16 protein-coding genes are annotated in these 24,673 nt (G+C 48.8%); 10 read left to right on the top strand and 6 right to left on the bottom strand.

The annotated features are described in order from the left end of the window. The first annotated feature begins 24 nt into the window (after positions 1-24). The 7 genes from LZG72_RS18305 (at position 25) to LZG72_RS18275 (ending at position 8,651) form a co-directional block, all read left to right on the top strand. Positions 25-1,308 carry a Gfo/Idh/MocA family protein gene (locus LZG72_RS18305; RefSeq protein ID WP_233875763.1) on the top strand — a complete coding sequence of 428 codons (1,284 nt, stop codon included), beginning with the start codon at positions 25-27 and terminating at the stop codon, positions 1,306-1,308. Between the two features lie 63 nt (positions 1,309-1,371). Further along, entirely contained in the window at positions 1,372-2,718 is a 1,347-nt protein-coding gene (locus LZG72_RS18300; protein ID WP_233875761.1) for an aspartate aminotransferase family protein, read from the top strand. A gap of 29 nt (positions 2,719-2,747) precedes the next feature. After that, positions 2,748-3,926, top strand: a complete 1,179-nt coding sequence (dgoD, locus tag LZG72_RS18295) for a galactonate dehydratase (protein WP_233875758.1) — start codon at positions 2,748-2,750, stop codon at positions 3,924-3,926. 43 nt (positions 3,927-3,969) lie between these two features. Then, positions 3,970-4,737 carry an SDR family NAD(P)-dependent oxidoreductase gene (locus LZG72_RS18290; RefSeq protein ID WP_233875756.1) on the top strand — a complete coding sequence of 256 codons (768 nt, stop codon included), beginning with the start codon at positions 3,970-3,972 and terminating at the stop codon, positions 4,735-4,737. A gap of 19 nt (positions 4,738-4,756) precedes the next feature. Beyond that, complete coding sequence (locus LZG72_RS18285) at positions 4,757-6,148, top strand: hypothetical protein (protein WP_233875755.1); 1,392 nt, start codon at positions 4,757-4,759, stop codon at positions 6,146-6,148. After that, positions 6,145-7,716, top strand: a complete 1,572-nt coding sequence (locus tag LZG72_RS18280) for an SLC5 family protein (protein WP_233875753.1) — start codon at positions 6,145-6,147, stop codon at positions 7,714-7,716. The genes LZG72_RS18285 and LZG72_RS18280 overlap by 4 nt, the downstream gene beginning before the upstream one ends. Positions 7,717-7,754: 38 nt before the next feature. After that, the gene (locus LZG72_RS18275; protein WP_233875751.1) at positions 7,755-8,651 is read left to right on the top strand and encodes an SMP-30/gluconolactonase/LRE family protein; all 897 of its coding nucleotides are present in this window, start codon (positions 7,755-7,757) and stop codon (positions 8,649-8,651) included. Between the two features lie 99 nt (positions 8,652-8,750). Here LZG72_RS18275 and LZG72_RS18270 read toward each other — a convergent pair whose 3' ends face one another. Together LZG72_RS18270 and LZG72_RS18265 are read right to left on the bottom strand one after the other, a co-directional pair. Then, positions 8,751-10,352 (bottom strand): RagB/SusD family nutrient uptake outer membrane protein, encoded by a 1,602-nt coding sequence (locus tag LZG72_RS18270; protein WP_233875749.1) that lies wholly within the window; start codon positions 10,350-10,352, stop codon positions 8,751-8,753. A gap of 22 nt (positions 10,353-10,374) precedes the next feature. Further along, complete coding sequence (locus LZG72_RS18265) at positions 10,375-13,842, bottom strand: SusC/RagA family TonB-linked outer membrane protein (protein WP_233875747.1); 3,468 nt, start codon at positions 13,840-13,842, stop codon at positions 10,375-10,377. Between the two features lie 684 nt (positions 13,843-14,526). Here LZG72_RS18265 and LZG72_RS18260 point away from each other — a divergent pair. Both LZG72_RS18260 and LZG72_RS18255 read left to right on the top strand, forming a co-directional pair. Beyond that, positions 14,527-16,446, top strand: coding sequence for a PAS domain S-box protein (locus LZG72_RS18260; protein ID WP_233875745.1), 1,920 nt, complete (start codon positions 14,527-14,529; stop codon positions 16,444-16,446). Then, positions 16,433-16,828 carry a response regulator gene (locus LZG72_RS18255; RefSeq protein ID WP_233875743.1) on the top strand — a complete coding sequence of 132 codons (396 nt, stop codon included), beginning with the start codon at positions 16,433-16,435 and terminating at the stop codon, positions 16,826-16,828. The genes LZG72_RS18260 and LZG72_RS18255 overlap by 14 nt, the downstream gene beginning before the upstream one ends. A 92-nt stretch (positions 16,829-16,920) precedes the next feature. Here the strand turns inward: LZG72_RS18255 and LZG72_RS18250 are convergent, their stop codons facing one another. Continuing rightward, on the bottom strand, positions 16,921-18,597 hold the full coding sequence (locus LZG72_RS18250; RefSeq protein WP_233875741.1) for an amidohydrolase family protein: 1,677 nt from the start codon (positions 18,595-18,597) through the stop codon (positions 16,921-16,923). A 71-nt stretch (positions 18,598-18,668) separates the two neighbouring features. Next, positions 18,669-19,070 (bottom strand): hypothetical protein, encoded by a 402-nt coding sequence (locus LZG72_RS18245; protein WP_233875739.1) that lies wholly within the window; start codon positions 19,068-19,070, stop codon positions 18,669-18,671. Between the two features lie 93 nt (positions 19,071-19,163). Between LZG72_RS18245 and LZG72_RS18240 the strand changes: the two genes are divergently transcribed. After that, positions 19,164-22,994, top strand: coding sequence for a caspase family protein (locus LZG72_RS18240; protein ID WP_233875737.1), 3,831 nt, complete (start codon positions 19,164-19,166; stop codon positions 22,992-22,994). A gap of 5 nt (positions 22,995-22,999) precedes the next feature. Here LZG72_RS18240 and LZG72_RS18235 read toward each other — a convergent pair whose 3' ends face one another. Further along, positions 23,000-24,388: a caspase family protein gene (locus LZG72_RS18235; protein ID WP_233875735.1), complete on the bottom strand. Its 1,389-nt coding sequence runs from the start codon at positions 24,386-24,388 to the stop codon at positions 23,000-23,002. Positions 24,389-24,390: 2 nt separating this feature from the next. Next, positions 24,391-24,543, bottom strand: coding sequence for a hypothetical protein (locus tag LZG72_RS18230; protein WP_233875733.1), 153 nt, complete (start codon positions 24,541-24,543; stop codon positions 24,391-24,393). Positions 24,544-24,673: the final 130 nt, after the last annotated feature.

The following is a 24,673-nucleotide window of genomic DNA, read 5'->3' as shown; positions in this document are numbered from 1 at the left end:
TTTTATTCATTTCAATTAAATAGTATGAAAAATCCTAATCAACACCAGGCTCCTGCCAATGATCACGAAAAGGCTCAGCAAATAGCATCTGCCAATCCATTCAACCGCCGCTCATTTTTACAGTCCATCGGGCTGGGTTCGGCTGCGCTGGGGTTCGTTACCGGCTGTTCATCCGACAAAAAAGCGGATGAGGGAAGCAAGGGGAATCCGGATATTCAGGGATTTGAAAAAACGGAGGCAGAAGCAAAATCATCCAAAAAATGGGTTGCTGTTTCGGATAAAAAAGTGCGCGTAGGCATTGTCGGTTACGGACTTTGCAAGTTTGGCGCCGCATTTGAATTTCAAAATCACCCCAATGTGGAGATCGTGGCAGTCAGTGATCTTTTCCCGGACCGCTGCGCGGAACTTGCCAAAGCATGCAAATGCTCCAAAACCTATCCGTCGCTGGAAGAGCTTGTTAAAGACGACAGCATTGAAGCCGTATTCATCGCAACCGACGCGCCGAGCCATGCAAAGCACGCCATTGAAGCACTGAGTCATGGAAAACACGTAGCAGTAGCAGTTCCGGCTGTTTTTGGCTCGCTTGAAGACGCCGACAGGCTTTATGAGGCGGTGAAAAAGAGCGGCAAAAAATACATGATGTTCGAAACTTCATGCTTTCACGAAGATCTGTATGCGATGAAACAGATCTACGATCAGGGAGGATTTGGCAAGCTGGTGTATTCCGAAGGAGAGTACTACCACTATATGGACGAGCCTCTGGCTTCTTACAAAGAGTGGCGCGTGGGCCTTCCGCCGCAGTATTATCCTACCCACTCCAATGCCTATTATGTGGGCGTTACCGGCGGAAGTTTCACGGAAGTTTCCTGCCTGGGTATCCCGAGCATTGTAAAACAGCTTCAACCTGCGAATAACCGCTACAAAAACCCATTCGGAACTGAAATCGCACTTTTCCGCACCAGTGAGGGAGGTATGTCGCGGATGGCAGTAAGCTGGGATTCACCGGGTGACCATGGCGAAAAAGGTCGGATCAGAGGTCAGAAAGGTTCTTTTTACGGTAAATACGAAGGTCACGAGACCAAGCTGCCAGACCTGGTAAGACCGCCGCTTCCTCCGGGTGTGGACGAGGGTGGCCATGGCGGGTCGCACGGCAGGCTTACGGATGAGTTTATTTCAGCTGTTCTTCAGGACCGTCTTCCACTCGTCAACATCGCGGTGGCCCTGAACCTCACGGTAGCAGGCATTGTAGCACATAATTCAGCGATGAAAGGCGGAGAAACACTTAAGATACCTCAATACAAGATCTAAGAAAACTCTGCGTGAAAAACGCACCACACTTAATTACTAAGTATTGTTTTAAATAATCAGATTATGAATTTAACATGGCCGAAGTCGTCGGAACTACTAAAAAATAATGAGCAATGGATCCCCGGCGGTGTGGTGTCCCTGAACCGGAAATCGGATCCGAATATTTGCTTTTCCAAAGGTACAGGAAGCCATGTATGGGATCTGGAAGGAAATAAATACATCGATTATCAGGCTGGGTTTGCAGCTTCTTTTTTAGGGCATAATGATCCGGACATTAATGAGGCGGTGCTCCGGACTCTTCAGAGTGACAGTGTGCTGATGGGCGCGGGGCCAACCGACCTGGAAGGCAGATTTGCAGAGTTATTCTGCAAATCCGTACCGACTGTTGAGAGCATACAAATTACCACAACCGGCTCGGAAGCAACCTATCACGCGATACGTATAGCCCGGGGAGTTACCGGTCGCAACCACATTATCGTGATGCAGGGTGGCTACAATGGCTGGCATAACGATGTTGCCTGCAATGTGATCAGCGCATTGGCGGATGTGGGCGAGCGGATAAGTCCGGGCGAATATCCGTTTGATTCACTTTCAGCGGGTATTCCCGACGAGCACAAAGCGCTGGTCCACGTCATTAATTACAACGACCTTGATTCGGTTCGCTATGTCATCAGGCATTTTCCGGTAGCCTGTATTTTACTTGAACCTATCTTGCAGAATATCGGCATTGTAAAGCCATTACCCGGGTATCTGGAGGAATTAAGAAAGCTGGCTAATGAAGATGGTTTTCTATTGATCTTTGACGAAGTAAAAACGGGTTTCCGGCATGCATTAGGCGGTTATCAGAGTATTTGCGGCGTACAACCCGACCTCAGCACATTTGGTAAAGCAGTAGCCAATGGATATCCGCTGGGAGTGATCGGAGGGAAAAAGAAGTACATGGATTATTTTGTTCATCCTGAAAAATCAAGACGCGTGCTGATCGCCGGGACGTTCAATGCATTTCCGCTGACAACCGCTGCCGCGATCGCGACGCTGGAAAAACTGGCTTCTCCGGTTCATAAGGTATACGAGCATGTCAATCAGCTGGGCCAGGTGCTGGAAGACGGGCTCAATTCGATTTTTGGTTCAATGGGCAGACCATTTCATGTAGCTCGGCAAGGATCCGCGTTTTGTGTTTATTTCATGGATCACGCGCCGGTTGATTTCCATGATATTCTTAAAAACCACGATTTTGGTTTTGATAAATCATACCGTTTAAAATTGATTGACAAAGGCATTTTTAACTTTCCTCTTCCCATTAAACAAGGCAGCATCTCATTCGCCCACAGTTTGCAGGACATTGAAGAAACGCTTGAAAAAACCGAAGACGTCGTTCAGAGTTTGGTACAGCGAAGCCCGGTTTTGTAGTTCATCAATCAGATTGCAATCATTATTTTATGAAAATAACTTCCATTGAAACACTGGTTTGTCATGCGCGGATGCGTAACTGGATCTTTGTCAAAGTAGTAACGGACCAGCCGGGATTATGGGGCTGGGGAGAGGCTACGCTGGAATGGCATACGCGGTCGGTGGTTGGGGCGATTGAAGACATATCGCAGCTGCTGGTCGGCGAGGATCCCCGGCGCATCGAACATTTGTGGCAAATGATGTACCGTCAGCATTTCTGGCATGGAAACGGAATTGTGCGCGGAACCGCGATCAGCGGAATCGACATTGCACTTTGGGATATTGCAGGAAAAATCCACGGCGTTCCCACGCATCATTTGTGGGGCGGTCGCGTCCGGGACCATATCCGATTGTATTGTCATTTGGGTGGTGGTAAAATGGAGGATTTCTACCAAACCCGTCCCGATGACGCCAATCGTTTCGGCGAGCTGGCGCAGCGGGCGGTTGAGGATGGTTTTACTGCATTCAAATCCATGGCCGTACCCGAAACGATGCCGCTTGAAGGTTTGAAACCGGTGCATTATGCGGAAGCCTGCGTGGCGTCGATGCGGGAGGCAGTGGGGGATAATATTGATATTATGGTGGATTGCCACGCACGTCCCAGCCCGAGAATGGGCATGCAGTTTGCCAAAGCGCTGGAACCGTATGGTCTCTACTTTTTTGAAGAACCATGCTGGCCCGAAACACTGGAAGACATCGCTCTAATTCAACGTGCCGTAAAAACACCAATCGCTACCGGCGAGCGCCTCATTGGGGTGCACGCATTCCGCGAGTTGCTGGAAAAGCGGGCCGTGAGTGTCATTCAGCCGGATATTACCCATTGTGGCGGGTTGAGTGAAGTGCGCAAGATTGCTGCATTGGCGGAAGCTTATCGTGTTGCCGTCGCGCCGCACAATCCGCAGGGGCCGGTGAGCACCGCGGCCTCCATTGAGTTCGGGTTTGCCACTCCTTCCTATATCATTTGTGAAAGTGTGCATTCCGATGTTCCCTGGCGGGACGAGGTTGTGAGTGAAGGTTTTACGGTCGAGAAAGAAGGCCGGATCGTTCGTCCGAATGAAAAACCGGGCCTTGGGATAGAAATCAATGAGGAAGAAGTCAGGAAGCATCCCTTTGAACAGGAAGTGTTGCAGCGCTCATTTTACAGCGACGGAAGCGTGGGCGACTGGTGATTTATTGATTAAAAAAAGAGGATACCAGAATCTTGACATTTGAATGGAAAAACTATTTGAAGGTAAAACGGTCATACTCAGTGGCGGGATAGGGGATATCGGGCGTTCGGTCGCTACTGAATTTGCCAGGCAGGGTGCCAGTATCGGCATCGGTGATATTTTGCCCGAATCCGACGCAGCTGCTTTTTTGGAAGAAATGAAAAGCTTCGGCGTTTCATGTCAGTACAACCGGGTGGATGTGACCGATCCGGCTGCCGTTAACGATTGGGTCCTGGACGTAGAAAGCCGTCTGGGAGTGGCGAGTCTCATCATTGCGAATGCAGCCACTGTAACCATCGGCGGCATTCATGCGATCACCCCGGAGCAATGGGCAAAGGAACTCCGGGTAAACCTGGATGGGGCTTTTTACCTGACACAGGCTGCGACGGCACGTTTGCTTCACCATCATCATCCGGGCAGGGTCGTTTTTGTCGGAAGCTGGGCCGCAGGTTCCGTGCACGTTCATATTCCGGCTTACTCGGTTTCCAAAGCGGGGTTGCGAATGCTGTGCCAGTGTATGGCGCTGGAACTTGCACCGCATCAGATCCTCGTCAATGAGGTGGCTCCGGGTTATGTGGAGGCGGGATTAAGTGCGGGTATCTGGCATAATAATCCGGGTTTGAAAGAGGTGTCCCGCGAAAAAGTACCTATCAAAAAAATAATAAGTCCGCAGGCGGTGGCCTGGCAAATTGTGCAGCTGTGTCATCCTCAAAACGAACACGCGACCGGCAGTACGGTGCTGATGGATGGAGGTTTATCTCTGCTAACCTGATTTTTTAAAGATTATTTGAATGGATCACCAACAGTACCCCACTATAAAAAATGCGTCTTTCTCAGGATTGATCGGTGTAGCTCAAAAGGAGGTCACGCCGCCGACAGGGATTTACTCCCGCAACTGGGGAGCTTCTCAATATGATGTCGCAGAAGGTGTTCATCGCCCGTTAATGCTGACTTGTCTTACCATTCAATCGGCCCCCGATGAAAAACCGGTGGTGATCGTCGCTGCGGATCTGGGTTGGTGGAAAAATGCGGAGGATGAAAGATTCGTGCGCAGGGAAATTTTGAATGCATTATCGCTGGATGCGGAGCGGCTCATGTTCTGCTTGTCGCATACCCACGCCGGGCCGAGCCTGTGTACGGACGATGCAGCCAGGCAAGGCGGAGAATTGATCGCGCCCTATCTTGAACGTGTGATAGAAATAACCGTTAATGCGGTTAATGAAGCACTATCCTCGCCCAAAAATGCAGTACTGACCTGGGAGTATGGTAAATGCAATCTGGCCAAAAACCGCGACCTGCCACAGCCGGAGAAAAACCGGTTCCTCGTGGGATTTAATGCTGAACTCCCGGCAGACGATACGTTGCTCGTTGGCCGCGTGACGGACGATCAGGGGAAAATCATGGCAACACTTGCCAATTATGCCTGCCACCCTACAACCCTGGCGTGGGATAACCGGTTGATTTCCCCGGATTTTATAGGCGGCATGCGCGAGCTGGTGGAGACGGAAACGGGGGCGCCTATGCTGTTTCTGCAAGGTGCATCGGGCGATCTTTCTCCCGCCGAACAGTATTCCGGTGATACTGCATTGGCAGACCGGTACGGAAGGCAGCTGGGTTATGCAGTACTTGCGACGCTGGAAAGCATGTTCGGCCCAAAATCGGACTTTACTTTCGAGCGCGCGGTCGAATCCGGCGCGCCGCTCGCACTCTGGCGCGAAAAAGCGGGTAATGCTTCTCAGGAACTCCATGTCAGCATGATTGAGATAGAATATCCATTGAAACCGATGCCGTCTCTTTCTGAACTTGAAACCGAATGGGCGGAATGCAACGACCGGGTTTTGAAAGAACGCCTTTGGCGAAAACGCTGCATCCGGAAAGTGGTCGGCGACGGGACTACGGCCAGTATGCCGGTGTGGATGTGGCAGCTTGGTGACAGCCTTTTAATCGGGCAATGCAATGAGGCTTATTCTCAGTTTCAGGTGGATATGCGTGCAGCTTTTCCGTCACATGCCATCGCAGTGATGAATGTAGTCAACGGGAGCATTGGTTACCTGCCCCCCGCCGAACTCTATGCAGAGGATATGTATGCCGTGTGGCAAACTCCATTTGACAAAGGTTCTCTTGAACTGCTCACCGAGAAGGTAACCGCCCAGGCCCGACTCATGATTTCTGAAAAATTATGAACATCAATCTCACCGCGCTCGACGCGACCATATTTGGAATCTACATTCTTGGAGTAATCGGTCTGGGCATTTATGCGTCCCGAAAAGGCGAGCAAACAAAACGGGACTACTTTCTTGCCGGTGACAAGCTTCCCTGGTGGATGATCGGCGGGAGTATCATCGCTTCCAACATCAGCAGCCATCACCTCGTTGGTGCAATGGGAGTGGCTTACAGTCGCGGATTTATAGCCGTGGCCATGGAATGGGGAGCTATCTTCATGGGATTCAATGCATTGCTTTGGATTTTTCTGCCTTTTTACATTCGCAACGGATTTTACACTGTCCCTGAATTTTTGCACAAAAGATTCGGCGGTGCCGCCAGAACAACTTACGCAGTGCTCATTTTGCTTACTTATATTTTGGTAGAAATCAGCGCGGTACTGTACCTGGGGGCACTTTCACTGCATTCTTTACTGGACATTCCGGTAGTGACGAGTGTGGTGGTATTAGCCGTACTGACCGGCGTGTACACCATTATCGGAGGATTGAGGGCGGTGATCTGGACTGAAATGCTGCAACTGGGCGTACTGGTGCTTGGCGGGATAATCCTTACCGTCGCTACCGTGGATGCTGCGGGCGGGGTGGATGCTGTCATCGCTACTTCCAAAGACTGGGAGCTGATCCTTCCTGCCAGCGATCCCGATTTTCCCTGGACGATGTATCTGGGCGGCTCGCTTTGTATCAGTGTTTTTTACTGCGCCACCAACCAGTTTATCGTGCAACGGGTACTGGCGGCGAAAAACGAGTGGCACGCGCGTATGGGCGTTATCTTTGCCGATTATCTTAAATTTCTCATTCCGTTGATCATCACAGTGCCTGCATTGGTAGCGCCGAAATTGTTTCCAAATCTGGAAAAACCGGATCTGCTTTTTCCAACACTGGTACAAAATCTGCTTCCGTCGGGATTGGTCGGATTAGTTATGGCTGGGCTGATCGCGGCGGTAATGTCGCATCTTTCGGGGGCTATTAATTCCTGCACGACGATCCTGACGATGGACATTTACTTACCATATTTCAGTAAAAAAGCTTCTGAAAAGCAGGCGGTGAGATTTGGCAGGATTTCGGGAGCCATTATTATCGTGATCGGGATACTGTGCACAGGGTTGTTTCTCGCGCATTCCGACAAACCCGTTTTTCTCTATTTGTTAAATGCGTACGGACTTTTCACGCCGGGTATAGCGGCGATGTTCCTGCTGGGGATTTTATGGAAAAGAACCACCCATGCCGGCGCACTTACCGCCGGGATCATGACCATTCCTTTGTCCCTGATCATCGAATTTATCTTTCCCCAAATGCCGTTCCTCAACCGTACGGGCATTGTTTTCTGGACGTGCATGGCAGCGTGTATCCTGGTAAGCCTGGTTACAAAACCCAAGCCCGAGGCGGAGCTGGAAGGATTGATCTGGAATAAAGCAAGTTTATCGTTGCCACCCGCCGAGCGGGAACAGCAGCAAGGTCTGCGTAATCCTTTCTACTGGTGGCTGCTCATTACGGCGATCGTTTTGTTCTTTTATATTAAATATGCCTGATTCTCTGCCGGTTGCGGTGTTTAGTCTGTGTTTTTGGAATGATGAAAAAAGCCGAAGTTGTACTGGATCATTGCTGCCATTTGGGTGAAGGGCCTGTCTGGGACCCGGCCGACCAGCGTATTTTATGGGTTGATATCACGGAGGGGAAGATTCATCAGTTTTTTACAAAAGAAAAAAAACACAAAGTTTTCAGTGCAGGACAAATGGTCGGAGCGATTGCATTCACCGGCGGCGGCGAACTGATCGCCGCATTACAGCACGGATTTTTCAGCATTAACCTGGAAACCCAGCGGATGCGGGCAATCGCCGACCCCGAGGCAAACCTTCCCGGAAACCGGTTTAATGATGGAAAATGTGACCCTGCAGGAAGATTTTGGGCAGGCACAATGTCCGTACATGATGAAGAAAAAGCCGGGAAATTATATGTACTGGATACAAACGGATCTGTTTCGGTAAAGATAGAAGATGTTACCTGCTCAAATGGAATGGCGTGGAGCCCGGACCATAAAACATTCTATTACATTGATACCGGTGCTCAGGAAGTGGTTGCATACGATTACAACATCGAAAATGCGGACATTACCAATAAACGGAGCGTGATCAAAATAGCGCCGGAGGAAGGCTTCCCCGACGGGATGACCGTCGACCATGAGGGGATGTTGTGGGTAGCAATCTGGGGAGGCTGGAAAGTCCAAAGGTACGATCCAGGCCATGGACAGCTGCTCGACGAAATCCATTTACCCGTATCACTAGTCACCTCGTGCACATTCGGAGGCGAAAATCTGGAAGATCTGTACATTACCACTGCCAGAAAAGATCTTTCGGAACCGGACCTCCGTGCGCAGCCACTCGCGGGATCCCTGTTCGTAGTGCGGCAAAGCGGTTACCGCGGTTGTGAAGCCAATTACTTTTTAAGAAGCCTGAAAGGGTCATAACCGACGTGCACCCATGGAGTACACTGGAAAATTTACCCGTAAAAAAGAGGTGGAATCGCTGGGTCCCACCTCTTTTTTATGTCAATTCAATGCTAGCCGTTAGTTCTGCACAGCCAATGGGTTGTACAAAATTTCTCCTTCCGGAATCTCCAGAGTCATTTTTGCAACCGGGTAAGTTACTTTCGACAGGTGATTTTTGGAACTGGTGCGGTCAACCGGAATATTCCAGCGCTTGTTGTTGTAATATTCGCGACCGCCTTCTCCCCAAAGCTCGATACGGGTTTGAAGGTAAACCATCTGGAGCGCGGTAAGACCAGCCATAGACGGGTATGTATCCACGGTTAGCGGCGTAGCCCCGGTTTTGGTGCGGGCTGCCAGCAACTTGTTCAATGTCGCTTTTGCGCCGGCTTCGTTAGCCAGCTGTGCCTGCGCTTCCGCCTTCATCAACAGTACTTCCGAAGTGCGCATGTAATAACAGGTCACCGTGCCTACCTCGATTTTGTTGGCACTGCCAATCCCGTGCGTCGCTGCGAATTTGGTATTGGTGTATTTCGGTATGAAAGCGATCGTCTTGTTACTGGGGTAAGTGTAGTTTCCAAAATCTTCCGCCATGAAATTATCCTTGCGATAATCATTTGGTGCCATTTGTTCATAGAGTCTGTTGTCAATTCTCTTATAAACGCGGGAAACGCCTCCGTTTCCTTCCCCGAAAGGATTCGTGTAGGCATTGTGATACGTTTTAGACTGTCCCACCGGGAAACCTAAAATCACCTCGGGATTGGATGCATTGTTCAGAAAACCATTTGACTCGGGCAAAAAGACCGGATCTGTGGCAGTTCCCGTATTTTTCCCGCCATACTGGGCCTGGTTCATTAATGTAGGATATTTGTCAAGGACGGCGTCACATGCAGTTACGACTACATTCCAGTCTCCGGTCCACAATGCAACCCTGGCCAGCAAAAAGTTGGCTACCCCAAGATCAATGTCCGTAAGGTCGGTCGTGTACCCGGTACCGGCATCCGTCAGCAATTTGATCGCGGTGGTAAGGTCGTTTTTAATAAATGCATACGTTTCGACCGAAGTGGCACGCGGCTTGTTTGCCTGCGTTGGAGAAAACTTTTCGTACAGCATCACGCCAAGCTTGTCTTTTCCACCCAGCAGGTAGGCATCCTGATAATTCTCCATCAGATAATTGTAGCCATAAGCCCGGACCACAAGACCACGAGCTTTGTAATTCATCAGAAATGCATTCGTCCCAACGATTTCATCGGTCAGGAAATTGAGCATTTTGTTGGCCTGATTGATACAGTTCCATGCATAGTTCCAGTACACTGCGTTTTTGTTGGAGGAGGTCGCTATGAAGTTGTCCAGCCCATATTCGGGAGCGCCCACCAATGCCGACAAACCCGAAACGTCACCTAACACAATGTCATTTCCTTCCAGATTGCGCATCATGTCCAGTCCCTGGTTGCTGTAATACATGTCTGCATTACCGACACCGGAAATTCCCGCGAAATTGAACAGTTGCGGCATACCGTTGGCCATACTACCCATTACCAGTTTGATGGACTCGGCATTACCGGATGCCAGCAGCTGCTGTATCTGCTCGTCGGTAATGTTGTTTGGAGGAGTTATTTCCAGCTTGTCAGCACAGGAGCTGAATATGGCTGTTGCTACGAGCGCTAAAATATATTTTTTCATTTCGAATATGCTTTTAAAGTTCTTAGAAAGTAAGGTTAACACCCATTGACACCGTACTCATATAAGGATAACCATAGGCGCCCACTTCAAGTCCGCCTACCAGGGACATCCGCGGATCATAACCGGAATGGCCGGTGATCATCGCAACGTTATCGGCAGATGCAAACACGCGGAAATTACTTGCCTTGATTTTCGTGAGCAATGACGCAGGCAGGTTATACCCGATCGAAAGGTTTTTCACATTCAGGTAGGATGCACTAAATAAACCCAGATCGGAATACATCCAGCTTCCTATTGTAGCTCCATTGGTGTAATACGTGCTGCCGTAAAATGCCATCGGGAATTTTGCACCCGGGTTTTCCGGTGTCCAGGTGTTTCCGATCAGTTCCGACGACAATGCACTTCCGATGTTCCCGTTCACGTAAAGACCGTTGGCGTATTCAACACTCAGGTATTTTCCTCCGAGCTGATAAGCAAGAATGGCCGAGAAATCGAATTGCTTGTAACGGAATGAGGTCGTAAATCCGCCGATCCATTTTGGAAGCGCACTTCCCATTTCGTAGCGGCTCGCCAGTGAGTAGTCGGTGGTTTTGATATCCGAGCCAACCGGCGTATCTCCGAATTTGCCCGATGTGTGATCGGCCTCGGTAACACGGTGATGGAACAACGGCAATCCGGTGTTTGTATCAACCCCGCCATATTTGAAAAAATACAGGTTGTAAAAATCTTTCCCAACCCCGCGAAGATAGGCAGTCTCACCCGTTGAGCCGCCTCCGTTTGCTGCCCATCCGTCGACGCCGGCGGTCCAGTTTCCGTTGAGCTCTTTGGATCCGATACCCGCCGGAACTTTGGTGAGAACGGTGGTATAATGTGTCCCGTTAACTCCGATGGTCCAGTTGATATCTTTGCTTTTGATGATATCAATATTTACATCCACCTCAATCCCGCGGTTACGCAGGCCTGCCGAGTTTTTGGTCAGAGTGCTCTGTCCCAGAGAGATCGCGATAGGCTGGTTGTAAACCGAGTTGATGGTGTGTTTGTTGTACCAGTCCACCGAACCGTGCACACGTTTGAACATCGTGAAGTCGATACCCGCGTCGAATGTTCTTGTATTTTCCCAGGTCAACCCGTCGTTTACAAATGCCCCCTGGCTTAACGTGTAGGAAGCTGGTATACCTGTACCGGCCGTGCCCGAAGTGAAAACGGCCCCATATGACCACAGCTGGTACCCGGAGTAATTACCGATACCGCTTTGATTCCCGATCAAACCGTAGCTGGAACGTACCTTCATATCGTCCAGCCACGAATTTGTGCCTTTCATGAATTCCTCCGCACTGATTCTCCAGCCGGCACCAACAGACCAGAATGTCCCCCAGCGGTTATGCTTATATTTGAATTTGGACGAACCGTCGCGACGCACAGACGCTTCCAGGTAGTATTTTTCATCATAAATATAACTCAAACGGCCAAAGTAACTTTCCATAGCTGTTTTGATGATGTTTCCTCCCGGAGCGGAAAAAGTACCGCCGGTGTAACGTCCCACAAAGTTGGCATAGGCAGGAAAGCCGTCGATCAGGCCATACGCGGAATTATAGTTCAAATTGTCCAGATTGTATTCGTAGTACTCGTGGCCTGCCATTCCGGTAATGGCATGTTTTCCATATGTATGTCCCCAGTTGAGCAGCTGCTGAGCATCCAGCACGGAAACGTTCTGATATGTTTTTCCAAATGCACCCACGCCCACGTACGGGCCGGTCCCGCTGTTGCCGTAACGGGTCCTGGTTTCCGAGAAACGATCGTATGAAATGTTTGTAGTCAGACTGAAATCTTTCAGAAAGCTGAAAGTCGCATACCCTTTTAAATTGAGGTCATTCGACGCGCGGGTGTCGATATCGTCATCCAGTAATTTGATGAGGTTTGCTTCCGAGGTCGGCGTTTTGGTCGGTCCGAGCGGAGAATAAGAGTCACCCAGTTTTACATTAACCATATCGGAGCCGTCCGCATTTTTCTTGATGTTCCCGTCTTTATCCCTGGCATACAGAGAGATCAGCGGGCTCTGTCCATTGATCCAGCGAAACACATTGGCAGTCGCCGATCCTGCATTACGTCCGAAACGCGTCGCCGGAGATTGTGTGTTTCGGTTGGTATATCCAATGTTGGCACCCACCTTCACCCAGTTGTATAATTGTGCATTTACATTGGAACGCACATTGTAACGCGCGAATTTCGATCCGCGGATGTAGGAGGGATCTTCCAGGTATCCCAGCGAAGTGAAGTAGTCAATTTTATCTGTTCCGCCGCTGGCCGACAAGTTGTATTCCTGACGCAGTTTCTTTTCCAGAAAGAAGTCGTCATAACTTCCCGCCGGATAAAGTTCTCTTGCATTAGGATTCAATTTCCCGTCCGGGTTTACCAGATACGCGCCGGACATCGTTGAGCTGCCGGATGTTCCGCTACCGGTTGGGGTATATACTGCACCCGGCACGTCGTACAGCATCCAGTTTCCCAGCAGGTTGGACTGGAAGTTTGTGGTAGAACCCGCGTAATCGAACAAATGCGCACTTGCAAATTGTGCTGCATCTTCGTGTGACATGTTCGGGTTTTTCAGGTTGGTGGAAGATGTCCCGTTTGTGGAAGGATTACCGGCAACGCCATAGCGAACCGAATTGTAGATCGCCTGCCACGCATATTCATATATGTCTTTCGAGTCGGTGATCTTGTCGTATTTGAGTGCCCCCGCATAGTTTACACCCCAGCGACCTTCAAACCCGATCCTCGTTTTTCCTTTTGTTCCTCTTTTGGTGGTAACCATCACCACGCCATTGGCTCCTCTCGAACCATACACGGCCGTAGATGCCGCATCTTTCAGAACGCTGATGCTTGCTATGTCTTTAGGGCTGATCGACGCCAGGGCATTTTCATGCTCGGCGGGTACACCATCGATGACTATGAGTGCATTAGAACTGTTTTGGCTGGTAGAACCCGCACCTCTGAGACGTATACCCATATCAAGACCAGGTTGCCCGTCGACGGAAGAAACCTGCAATCCGGGCACGACACCTTCCAGCGCGCGCGTTACGGTAGAGTTGGACTGTACCGCAATTGTCCTGGAATCAAGCGACGTAACCGCGCCGGTAAGGTCCTTTTTCTTGCTGGTCCCGTAAGCCACTACGACTACTTCGTTAAGTTGCTTGTTTTCATCCTCCAAAGTGATATTGAACACTTTTTTATTGCCGATACTAACTTCTTGTGACGTGTAGCCGACAAAAGAGAATATCATGACTGAATTTTGACCCGGTACGTCGGAAATTGTAAACGTACCGTCCTGGTTGGTGGTGGTTCCGGTGGTGGTTCCTTTTATAGCGATGCTTACGCCAGGCAGCTCTCCGCCTGCTGCATCGGTAACCTTCCCTGAAACTTGCAGTTGCGCAAATGCTCCAAAGCATGTGAACATACAAAGCATGAGGAGTAATGGTAATCTTCTCTTCATTTTGATTGATTTAGATGAGTAAAAATGATTGGATGAGTAGTTGTGCGGACATGTGGTCCGGAATTCAAAGGGTTTTTGGTTTTCTACATAGTTGGATGATCAGGTTTGGTGAATTATTTTTTTTGGCTAAGTACGGACAGACAATAGATTTTAAACCTATGTCGGATGTTGGCGAAAAATGGGGGACCGGTAGTGTTACCGGCGAGGGACCGGATGAGGGCGCGCGGGTGTAATTTGAAGCTCAGATGCTGCGCTCACAAACGGGAATGCGGTGGTGGTTGAGTAGTTCTTCATACGTTAAAGGGTTTGTTCGTTTAAATCACATTTCTGAGTAGAAATCTGTCGAGCCAATGCTAAAAACTTACAGATGTAACCACTGCATGACTTTTTAAACATATTTCGGCAAAAATCTACTTATTTGTAAGTATCCGTTTCGTAAGTGGTATAAAAGGGAGCCTGGGCGGTCGGCGGGATGTATATGCCGCTCATGACAGGCATACATGTGCCCGGTTGATCAAAGCCTGCCGGCTGTAAAATAGAAATGCCTGCTTTCTATGTCAGCTTTGGAATTATTCCGAATCTGGTTTTAAATTTGCAGCGTGCATTTTACACGGCAGAGCAAGTAAATTGGTCTGTCGCTGGGCTCTGTAATATAGTACCTTCTTAAAAATCACTTAATATTAAATGGATATCGGAGCAGATTCAGTACTTGAAGGATTGGGCGAGGCAGTATTGAAGCTGGATACTTTTGGGAACATTCTGTACTGCAACCAAGCAACTCAGATTGTCACAAACTATGAACGTTCCGCGCTTTTTGGCAAACCGATCCACTATCTGGCTTTTGACAACACGGATACGATTAAAAGTACCTATGAACTGAATGCAGCTGTTTCGAAAGGAAAGCTGGTGGTACAAGGGTGGAACCGCCGGTCGGATGGCGCCAGGTATTGGGCCGAAATGGTTCTGACACCTCTGTATGAAAACGGAGAACAACATACCGGTTTCGCATGTATTATCCGGGATATTACAGAGCGGAAGCTTGAAGAAAATGCGCTTCTGGAAAGTGAAGAACGCTTTCGCCTGATGGTTGAAGGGGTTCAGGACTACTCGATCTACATGCTGGATGTGGATGGGAATATCGTAACGTGGAACGAGGGAGGCCAGAAGCTCACGGGTTATACCGCCGACGAGATCATCGGTAAGCACTTTTCTGTCTTTTATAATTCCAATGACCTTTCGAACAACAAACCTGCGATTGAGCTGGATACGGCCAGAACGGTGGGGAAATACGAAGAGGAGGGATGGAGAATGAAGAAAAACGGGTCGCTGTTTTGGGCAAGTGTTGTTCTGACAGCCCTGTTTAACGACGAGAATAAGCTGATCGGTTTTTCGAAAGTAACCAAGGACCTGACGGAACAAAGTATCGAGGCGGCCACGATACGGCAGAATGAAGAGAGATTCCGGATGCTGGTGGAACAGGTCACGGATTACGCCATCTTCATGCTGGACGAGAAAGGAAGGATAATCAGCTGGAATGAAGGTGCAAAAAGAATCAAAGGATATGAACTGCAGGAAGTTACAGGCAAGTATTTCTCGATATTTTATCCTGAGGAAGAGATCTTTAACGGCAAACCAGCCTACGAACTGAAGATCGCCCGGCAGGTAGGGAAGTATGAAGAAGAAGGGTGGCGTATCAGAAAAGACGGCAGCAGGTTTTGGGCCAATGTGGTGATCACAGCCGTTTATAACCCGGACCGGGTCCTGGTGGGTTTTTCAAAGGTGACCAGGGATTTGACGGAGCGCAAAAAAGCGGAACAGATCGCCCGGGAGAATTCGGAAAAATATCGTCAGATCGCCCGCGAAATGGAGGTAATCAATACTGAATTGTCCCGTACAAACAATGACCTGGAACAATTCACTTCCATTGTTTCGCACGATTTACAGGAGCCGCTGCGGACGGTCAAAAGCTTTTTATATTTAATTAATGACAGGATTGAAAAGGGCAGGATTGGCGACATTGGCACATATGTCAATAAATCCATTCTGGCCGCCAACAGGATGAAGGAGCTCATTGAGAACGTGCTCAACTACTCGCAAGTCAGTAAGGGTCAGCTTAAGACCAGTAATCTTACGCTGAACGAGCTTTTCGACCATGTTTTACTGAACCTGAAAGGCACCTTAGACACGACCCAGGCTATCATTTCGGTTGAAAGACTGGATAGAGATGCGGTCGTCGGGGACAAAGTCCAGCTGACACAGCTGTTTCAAAACCTGATCAGCAATGCGATCAAGTTCACCAACGGCAGGCAGCCCATCATCAGATTGGCGTGCACTGTAAAAGACGGAACAACGCTTTATTCCGTATCCGACAACGGTATCGGGATGGATGCCGACAGTACTTCAAAGATCTTTGACCCGTTCAGGAGGTTGCACGAAGCACGTAATTATCCCGGCGCCGGAATGGGCCTTGCAATATGTAAGAAGGTTGTGGAACGGCACCAGGGGAGGATCTGGGTAGAATCACAGCCCGGAAATGGAAGTACATTTTATTTTACGCTTTGGGAAACAGGGCAAAAACCATCCACATCCTATGAAGCAATATAAACTGGTGATCGTCGAAAACGACGAAGATGAACGCTTTTTTATGAGGGAAGAATTTGAGGCATTTGAGGCATTTGATGTACTTGGCGAGTTTGTAAACGGCGATACCTTATTCGAATGGCTCGCACAAAATCCATCAGACCTGCCCGACATCATTTTGTCTGATCTGAACATGCCGGGCAAAAACGGCTACGATATCATCTCACAGATTAAATCCAATCCGGCTTATACAGACGTCAAAGTGATCATTACCTCGACATCACCGGTCATATCAATCAGAGAAAAATGCCTGTCCATGGGTGCCAGTGAATACCTGATCAAACCGGAGATTTTTGTGGATTATGGCCAATATGTGAAAGAGCTATACCGAAAAATTGACAGCTGAATTGTACGTATACTTGCAAGCGTTATGAGTTGTGAAGAAGCGTCCCGACCTGCATCGGGTAACGCTTCCTCTGTTGCGGTGCTAATTTCGGGTCATTTCCCCGTAAACCCGGGGCCTTTAACGAACCTGCCTGGCCTTGCATTGGTATGCTCACCATCTTTTAAAACGGCCACACCATTCACAAAAACATCCGAGATACCCGTAGCGAATTGCTGCGGTTTATCGTAAGTAGCGTGATCCTGCACTTTAGCCGGGTCGAAAACGACCACGTCGGCGTAGTTACCGACTTTCAGTTCGCCGCGTTTTTTAAGTTTCAGGTTGGTTGCGGGCAGTTTGGCTAGTTTGTAAACCGCTTTTTCAAGTGGTAATATTTTTTCATCCCTCACATAATGGCCGATGACCCGGGCAAAATTTCCGTAGGCTCTCGGGTGTGGCTGTGATTTGAGGAAAACGCCTTCCGGGCTATAACTTCCGGCATCCGAACCAAAACTGACCCAGGGTAATGCGATTTCCTTTTTCAGGTTACTTTCTGTCATGAAAAAATAGGCGACATCAATCCGCGTACTATCCTGCACGATCAGGTCCATGGCGGTTTCCTCCGGAGACTTGCCCCGTATTTTTGCCAATGCCGCCAGCGATTTGCCCGTATACTTCTTCAATGAATCCTGTTTAAAGCCCAGTAACAAAACGTTTTCGGGAGATCCGGCGCCATAATAGAGGTTTTCCCATTCTTTGGGATTGGAATTCATGACCTTTTTCATTTGCTCGCGGATTGCAGGATCCTGCAAACGCTGCCACAACTTCCCAAAACCACCATCCTGCAAGGAAGGCGGAAACGCGGATGTCATCCCCGTTGCACCCGCCTCGTAGGTGTACATGTCGGCGGTAATGTGCAACCCTTCGGACCGGGCCTTTTCAATTCGTTTGATCACCCCATCCATTTTATGCCAGTTGTCTTTTCCAACAGCCTTAATATGGTAGATTTCCGCCGGAATGTTGGCTTTCCGGGAAATGGTAATCAACTCTTCCACCGCTTCGTCCAGTTTGTTTCCCTCGCTCCGCATGTGCGAAATGTACATGCCGCCATGCTTTGCCGCTTCCGTGCACAATGCGATCAATTCGTCCGTATCTGCGAAAAAATGCGGAGGGTAAATCAAAGAGGATCCGACGCCCAGCGCACCTTCCTCCATCGCCTGTTTTACCAGTAACTGCATACTGTCCAGTTGCGCGGAAGTGGCTTTTTTATTATCCTCGCCAATCACATACGTGCGCACGGTCCCGGCGCCGATAAATGATGCCACATTGCAGCTTATGCCTTTTTTTTCAAGGTAATTGAGATATTCCCCCAGCGTGTTCCATTCCACTTTGTACTTAATATCTCCCTGGTCGGCCTGCCATTGCTTTTTTATTTTGGCATTAAATGGCCCCGCGCTGGTACCTTCGCCCATTACTTCCAGCGTCACGCCCTGCCGGATATCGCTCTGGCTGCGACCATCCTGTATCAGCGACTCTACTGCCCAGCTAAGCATATTGATAAATCCGGGCGAAACCGCTTTTCCCTGCGCATCGATCTCATTTTTCGCTTTGGCGTTTTTCAAATCTCCGATAAAAGCGATGGTATCTGCATGAATGGCGATATCGGCCGGATACGGTTTTTTACCATTGCCATCATAGATCATTCCATTGCGGATGATCGTGTCGTATTCAGGTTTTTTGTTGCAGGAAAGCGTGACAATGAAAATCAGGAGCAGGATTAAAACGTGTTTCATAGAAGTTGGGTTGAGGGAAGTGAATATGGCTAAAATCAATGAGATAAGCCTGTTTCGAAGCCGGAACTTTATTAAAACGGATTCTTTTTGAATGAAATGCCGCCATTCTGGTCTTTGGAATAAACAGCCAGACAGCCGGGATTGAAAGTTGGATTAAAATGCGGCTCCGTTGCAGCTACCCTCTCAGGTGCCGGTTTTGAAGCGTCAAAAAAATACACGGTTGTAGTGCCATATTTGGTATAAGGCATCAGATCGCCATATTTTCTCATTTCATCCCAAACCTCACCTTCCACCGACACCGCATAAACCCGCACAATCGGGCCGGTATTGTTTTCATTCCGGTAAACGGCCAGCTCCCTGAAATTGCCTTTCAGGTCGTCGACGGTTGGCTGGGAAGTCGAGTCGTAAATAATGTATCCGATCGTCACTACGATGAGGATCAGAAAAAGGACTTTTTTGTTTTTAAGGACCATGGAATTGATTCGTGTTTTTGTATATTTCACCCTACATCGGACATTAGTCAGATACCCTTCTCCGTGTTTTCAGGTTCTAAGATAAAGTAAGTTATGGCTCCGTGGCAACGACTTTTTCTGCTGTTGATCTTCTGCCCGGAGTTTCATCATCCCATTTTTGCCCAGGATACGACCCAAACCAAATCGTATGCGGTCGTAATTGGCATTACAAATTACAAAGACGCGGACATGCCGCCCCTCCAGTTTGCGGATAAGGATGCCGCGCTGTTTGCCGCACACCTGCAATCAAAATCGGGAGGAAGTGTTCCTGTGGGTAATATTAAACTATTGCTCAATGAAAATTCGACCATCGCGGGCATTTACGATGCTCTAAACTGGCTGCAGGAAAGATGCACCGCCAATGACAAGGCTTATTTTTACTTCTCTGGCCACGGGGATGTGGAGACGGAGAAGGATTCGAGCCTGGGATACCTGCTGGCATATAACTCGCCGCCGAACAACTACCGAAACAATGCGATCACGATCAGAGATCTGAATAAAGTCGCCAACCATCTTTCCGCAAAAAGCAATTCTACGGTAATCCTTGTTACCGACGCCTGCCATTCAGGGAAACTAGCGGGCGATTATTACAAAGGAAAAGAGCTGGTAGCGAATCAGTTAAGGTTGATATTGAATAATGAGATTAGACTTGCCGCCTGTGCCGTGAATGAAAAGGCAAATGAGAGTGAAGACTGGGGCGGCGGGCGCGGGGTGTTTTCGTATTATTTATTAAAAGGTCTGGATGGGATGGCGGACCTGGACCGGGACGATACCGTCCAGCTGAGGGAATTGAATACGTATCTCGATTCCGCTTTTGCAGCCGACAAAGTGTTGCTCCGCACTTCGCGCAAACAACATCCCGCCCTGGACGGAAATCCGGATCAAACCCTGGCCATCGTGGACCATGCTGCATTGAAAACTGTAACCAGCAGCGCGTCAGATCAAAAATCGAGGGACCGGTTAAGATCCGTTTTGAGTATGTTCAAGCCGCTCGGTCGGCAGCCGGTGGATTATTTATTCGGGTTAACGAAAACCGGAGCCATTGAAAGCAAGCTGCGGTTTTCTGACTATATGCGGATTCCGAAAGATAGTCTGCCATTAATGCTGGTGAAGGAGTGCATTGCGTACCAGCAGCATTTGAACAACCAGATCGATTCTCTGAAACGGCTTGGCCAGGAAGCTGACAGCAGCTATTTCTTTGCAAACGTAGATACCTTGTTGCTGGCAAAAAATCAGCTTTTGAAAAGTAAACCGGTGGTAAACGATTTCAATGAGCGATTTATCCAAATGGTTCACGGTCAGGCGCAGGACAGGATCAATGCATACCTGGAAGGCGATTTGGAAGAGCTTGAAAAACGGGAATATTACTACTCCGGTAACAAACGGTACACGGATTTTATCGACATGCTCCGCGTGGTTTTACACATTGCCCCCAAGGATCATTATCTGCATTCCTTGCTGGCTGTGCAGGAGGCATACATCAGCGGCTTAACCGCCCGCCTGGAAATGGTAACGGCCAAAAATCTGTCGGTACCGCTTAAAAGGGCCTTTATGTATCAGAAAAAAGCTTTGGAACTGGCGCCCGACGCGGCTTATGTGCACAACGAGCTCGGCAACCTGTACATGCATCGAAAAAAATACAAGCTAGCCGACCAACACTTTGACAAGGCCACTGAAATTGCACCTACATGGGCCATTCCGTGGAGTAACAAAGTAAGGGTGGGATTGGCCACGCAAAATCTGAGAATGGGCGTGGAGGCCGTCAGAATGACGGATTCTTTGCAACACAACCTACCCTACAACTTTACGAATGCGGGAGTGATGATGGAAAAACAGGGAGATTTGCTCGCGGCCGAAAGTTACCTCCTGAAATCCGTCCGGGTAAACAGAAGGCATTTTTTTTCTTACGGAAAGCTGGGCAACCTGTACATCAGCACGGGCGATTATGAGAAGGCAGACCGGTTTTTAACCCTGGCATCCATGCGCATGGAGGGTTTTGCTATTAACAGCGAATTTTTAAAACTTCCGTACGGGACTTCCAGTGCGCCCAGGCCGTCGAAGTGGCGCGAATGTGATTTGTTCGGGAGTGTTGAATTGCCTGCGGCGAAGCACTATGTGCAACTGGTCAATGCGTTATCACCGCATTCGAACCCCGATTCTGCGTTCATAAGTTTAAAAGCAATCGCTGCGAAATCAGGTAACATGCCTTTGTTAAACCATTATATGGGTAAAATGCTTTTTGCCGAAAAAAGATGGGAGGAAGCTGAGCCGCTGCTTTTAGATGCCATTCATTCCTATAAATCCGATTCTGCTTTTTTGGTTTTTCTAGAACAAAACCTGCGGCCAGCCAGTGATGCCGATACCTGTTTGGTGGTAAGATTAATGGATCATCATTACAACATACTCGAAGACCATTACCTGCTGGCATCCATTTACGAGCATCAGAAGCGAGCCGACAAAGCACTTGAACAGTATGCGATGATCACGGCCATTGAAAACGCGGGACTGAAAGATCAGGCTGCATTTCGGGGGGATTATGTGTTGCCGGAAAGAAGCCGCCCGCTTTTTGCTTTTTGGCTGAAAATAAAATCCAGCCAGAATTGGCTGCGGGCCAGGTATGAAATGCCACCCAGAATGGGCGGATACATCAAGCTGGCTACTATCTACGAGAAGTCTGCGGATTATCCTGCGGCCGAAAAGATCTACCTGCAACAAATAAAGCTTAACCAGGAAGTGGGTGACATCCGCGTCGCACAGCCCGACCGCGGGCCATTGCACCTCGGAGATTCAGCAAATACCTATTACCGGATCGCAGTGAACCGGTCAGCCGAAGCCGCTACATTCGATTTTTATCGGAGAATGCTGAAATTGTTTCCGCGTGACACGGAATGGCAGGAAAAAGCGGGTATGTTTTTGTATAACCGGCTCCGTTTATCTTTTCATAAAATACCGGTTCGTAACTATCAGGCGGCCTACGAAGTCATTAATGCTTTTGCATATCCATTTTTAGCCACATATCCGGTAGCCCGCGAACCTGGGGACGAGCAAAAAACAATGGATGCAGAGATCATTTTGCCGGGAACGGGAGAGAAAATAGCGATTCCTACCCCCAAATACGATCCGCTGAAAGTATCGCTGGCGAGTCTGAAACTGGCCGTCAGGCTGTCGGGGGAACTGCAAACGAAACCTCAGATCCTGCTGGCTATCGCCGATCTGAATAGTTGGATGGGAAACGACCAGGAGGCTTTTCTGATGTACAAAGAGTTCATCAGCGTGCAGGAGCCGGATGCCGCACTTCGCAGCAGAATCATCGGTTATTGTTTCGAGATCAATGAATCAACGTTTGCGATGAACCAGCTGGAAATCCTGCACCGGCTTGGTGAGGCTACGCCTGCACAGGAAATTGAGCTGGCCGACTGTTACGCACGCAGCGGTTCGACAGATCGTGCATTGGTATTATTGAAAAATGTAAAAGCAACAAATGATACCGAGCGGGCGCGCGTCGGAATGGTATATGCAAAAACGAACTGGCTGGCCGGCCGGCACTCAGATGCACTCGGGTATTTGAATGCATTTATAAACACCCGGACAACGGACCCGGCCGGCATGGATAAAGTCACAGCAAACCGGTATTACTCGATAGCCAGGCTCAATGCCTCGCTGAAAAAAAAGGACCCGGCTTTTTCTGCATTAAACCTGGCGCTGGAAAATGGATTTAATTATGGTCATGTATTGAATACTGATTCGTCCTGGAAGCGGTTGCGCCAATCTGCCCGGTGGAAAGCATTGGTACAGAAGTACTCCGTTCAATTGCAACCCCGTGATCGTGTGCTGAATGAGAATTCAGATTCGTTCGACCCGCGAGAAATCCTGATCGCGGACTAGGAAGATTACGGAATCACTCTCACTCTGGCCGTTTGCACACAACGAACTTTCGGTGCGCACTCGGCACCGAGCGACAGCCAGCTCGCTTGTTTTTTGGTACTTGCCAGTATTCCATTCCAGGAAGTGCTTTTTCCGGCACCATACAGGGTTTTCCGAAGTTCTACCGTGAACGTGTTTGTGAAGTACCCGCCCAAAACAGGATTTCCGACAGCGAGCTGATTTTTATCCGCGGAACCAATTAATATCGCCGTGGGCCTTGCGGGGAAAAGCAGCTGATCGCAAAGCGGCATGTTCAATGGAGGTTTCAATGCGCCGGGCAACCCTCTGGTTCGAATGGGAGCAGGCCCAGTACGTGGAGGGGCGTCGATGGCCTCGTTGCAGCAATCGCTCAGGACCAGTGTTACCCGCGCTTTTTTTCGGAACAAAATCTTGTAGACATCTTCCAGCACAAGATTGTTTTTCTCCAGATCCCCCTTTCCGTTAATGCGTAACGACATTCTTGGATATTCACTCCGGTCTTTGGTTTTCCGGAAACCGTGACCGCTGTAATAAAATACCACGATATCAATGGAAGCAGGACGCAAATTTGCCAGCGCAAGCTCGACAGACTGTTTGTTCAGATCGTTATCTATTATTTTTTGAACCACCATGTCCATATTCAGGTCCTGCGCCAGCTGGGTAAATGTATTCACCACATTCGTCATATCGATCCGGGTACTGGTGCCGACAATTGCGTCCAGCGTGTTGGCAACGGTGATCAGATAGAGCTTTTCCTTTCTTTTTGCGGGGGCGCGGTAGGAGGGTTGTATTTCAAATAAATATTGATAAAATTCATCCGAAGGCTTGAAAAACAGGCTGACCAGGTCCGTTTCCTCTCTCAGCTGAACGTTGGTTTTTTGCTGATTTACGATCATTTCTGACAAGTACCAACTTCCGTCGGGAAGTTGATAGGTGACTGATTGGGGCACAAAAAAAATGTCATTTCCCTCCGTTTGTTTTATGAATGCGAATCGCGGTGATAGAAAACCCGAAATCCCGATGCCTTGAATGGGAAACGGAACTCCGTCCCGTATAAGGTAATGCGTTTGATCGCCGTTACTGTCCGCAGACGTCGAATCCAGCATTTGTATCTCGACCGTTCTGTCTTCTTGTGAAGTTGGTTCGATATACCTTATACGTGCGACGGCGGAACCGTTGTCGTGCACCGTTAAAAGGGTATGGTAGTTGAGCGCCGGGTCTCCCGGAAGAGTCAGTTTGTTCGCGAAATAAAAATAAGACTGGCCGCAGGACTTTGGGCCACTGGAAATTAAAATGACGGCAAAAAGCCCCGCAACGACGGATTTGAATAAAAAATGTTCAAACGGGAAGCAGCAGGGCCTATTGCACATCGTCATGATCAGGTGGTACGCGGTTCCGGACGTTTTGATGCAGTTGAATCAACGATAATAGGTACACTGTCCCCCTCCATCGGAGCGACTTGCGTGGTGTCCGCCGGAGCGGTTGTGTCTGCTTCGTCAGAGGTTTTTTCTTTGCCGCATGATATAAACATACATGAAGCAATTAAAGCCGTTGCAAACAAGCCGGATAATTTGAATTTGTTCGTAATTTGTGGCATAACGTTAGATTTAGTTTAGCTAATATAAGAATTTGCTATCAAATTTTTAAATAAACAATGTCAA

It is taken from the genome of Dyadobacter sp. CY323 (assembly GCF_021390245.1).
In the GTDB taxonomy this organism is placed as follows: Bacteria; Bacteroidota; Bacteroidia; order Cytophagales; family Spirosomataceae; genus Dyadobacter.
The sequence above is the reverse complement of the archived record's forward strand: the minus strand, read 5'-3'. Positions and strand labels throughout refer to the sequence as shown.

Coding starts and splice junctions, on each gene's coding strand:
- LZG72_RS18305 (WP_233875763.1), top strand. CDS start 25: ATGAAAAATCCTAATCAACACCAGGCTCCTGCCAATGATCACGAAAAG.
- LZG72_RS18300 (WP_233875761.1), top strand. CDS start 1,372: ATGAATTTAACATGGCCGAAGTCGTCGGAACTACTAAAAAATAATGAG.
- dgoD (WP_233875758.1), top strand. CDS start 2,748: ATGAAAATAACTTCCATTGAAACACTGGTTTGTCATGCGCGGATGCGT.
- LZG72_RS18290 (WP_233875756.1), top strand. CDS start 3,970: ATGGAAAAACTATTTGAAGGTAAAACGGTCATACTCAGTGGCGGGATA.
- LZG72_RS18285 (WP_233875755.1), top strand. CDS start 4,757: ATGGATCACCAACAGTACCCCACTATAAAAAATGCGTCTTTCTCAGGA.
- LZG72_RS18280 (WP_233875753.1), top strand. CDS start 6,145: ATGAACATCAATCTCACCGCGCTCGACGCGACCATATTTGGAATCTAC.
- LZG72_RS18275 (WP_233875751.1), top strand. CDS start 7,755: ATGATGAAAAAAGCCGAAGTTGTACTGGATCATTGCTGCCATTTGGGT.
- LZG72_RS18270 (WP_233875749.1), bottom strand. CDS start 10,352: ATGAAAAAATATATTTTAGCGCTCGTAGCAACAGCCATATTCAGCTCC.
- LZG72_RS18265 (WP_233875747.1), bottom strand. CDS start 13,842: ATGAAGAGAAGATTACCATTACTCCTCATGCTTTGTATGTTCACATGC.
- LZG72_RS18260 (WP_233875745.1), top strand. CDS start 14,527: ATGGATATCGGAGCAGATTCAGTACTTGAAGGATTGGGCGAGGCAGTA.
- LZG72_RS18255 (WP_233875743.1), top strand. CDS start 16,433: ATGAAGCAATATAAACTGGTGATCGTCGAAAACGACGAAGATGAACGC.
- LZG72_RS18250 (WP_233875741.1), bottom strand. CDS start 18,597: ATGAAACACGTTTTAATCCTGCTCCTGATTTTCATTGTCACGCTTTCC.
- LZG72_RS18245 (WP_233875739.1), bottom strand. CDS start 19,070: ATGGTCCTTAAAAACAAAAAAGTCCTTTTTCTGATCCTCATCGTAGTG.
- LZG72_RS18240 (WP_233875737.1), top strand. CDS start 19,164: ATGGCTCCGTGGCAACGACTTTTTCTGCTGTTGATCTTCTGCCCGGAG.
- LZG72_RS18235 (WP_233875735.1), bottom strand. CDS start 24,388: ATGACGATGTGCAATAGGCCCTGCTGCTTCCCGTTTGAACATTTTTTA.
- LZG72_RS18230 (WP_233875733.1), bottom strand. CDS start 24,543: ATGTTTATATCATGCGGCAAAGAAAAAACCTCTGACGAAGCAGACACA.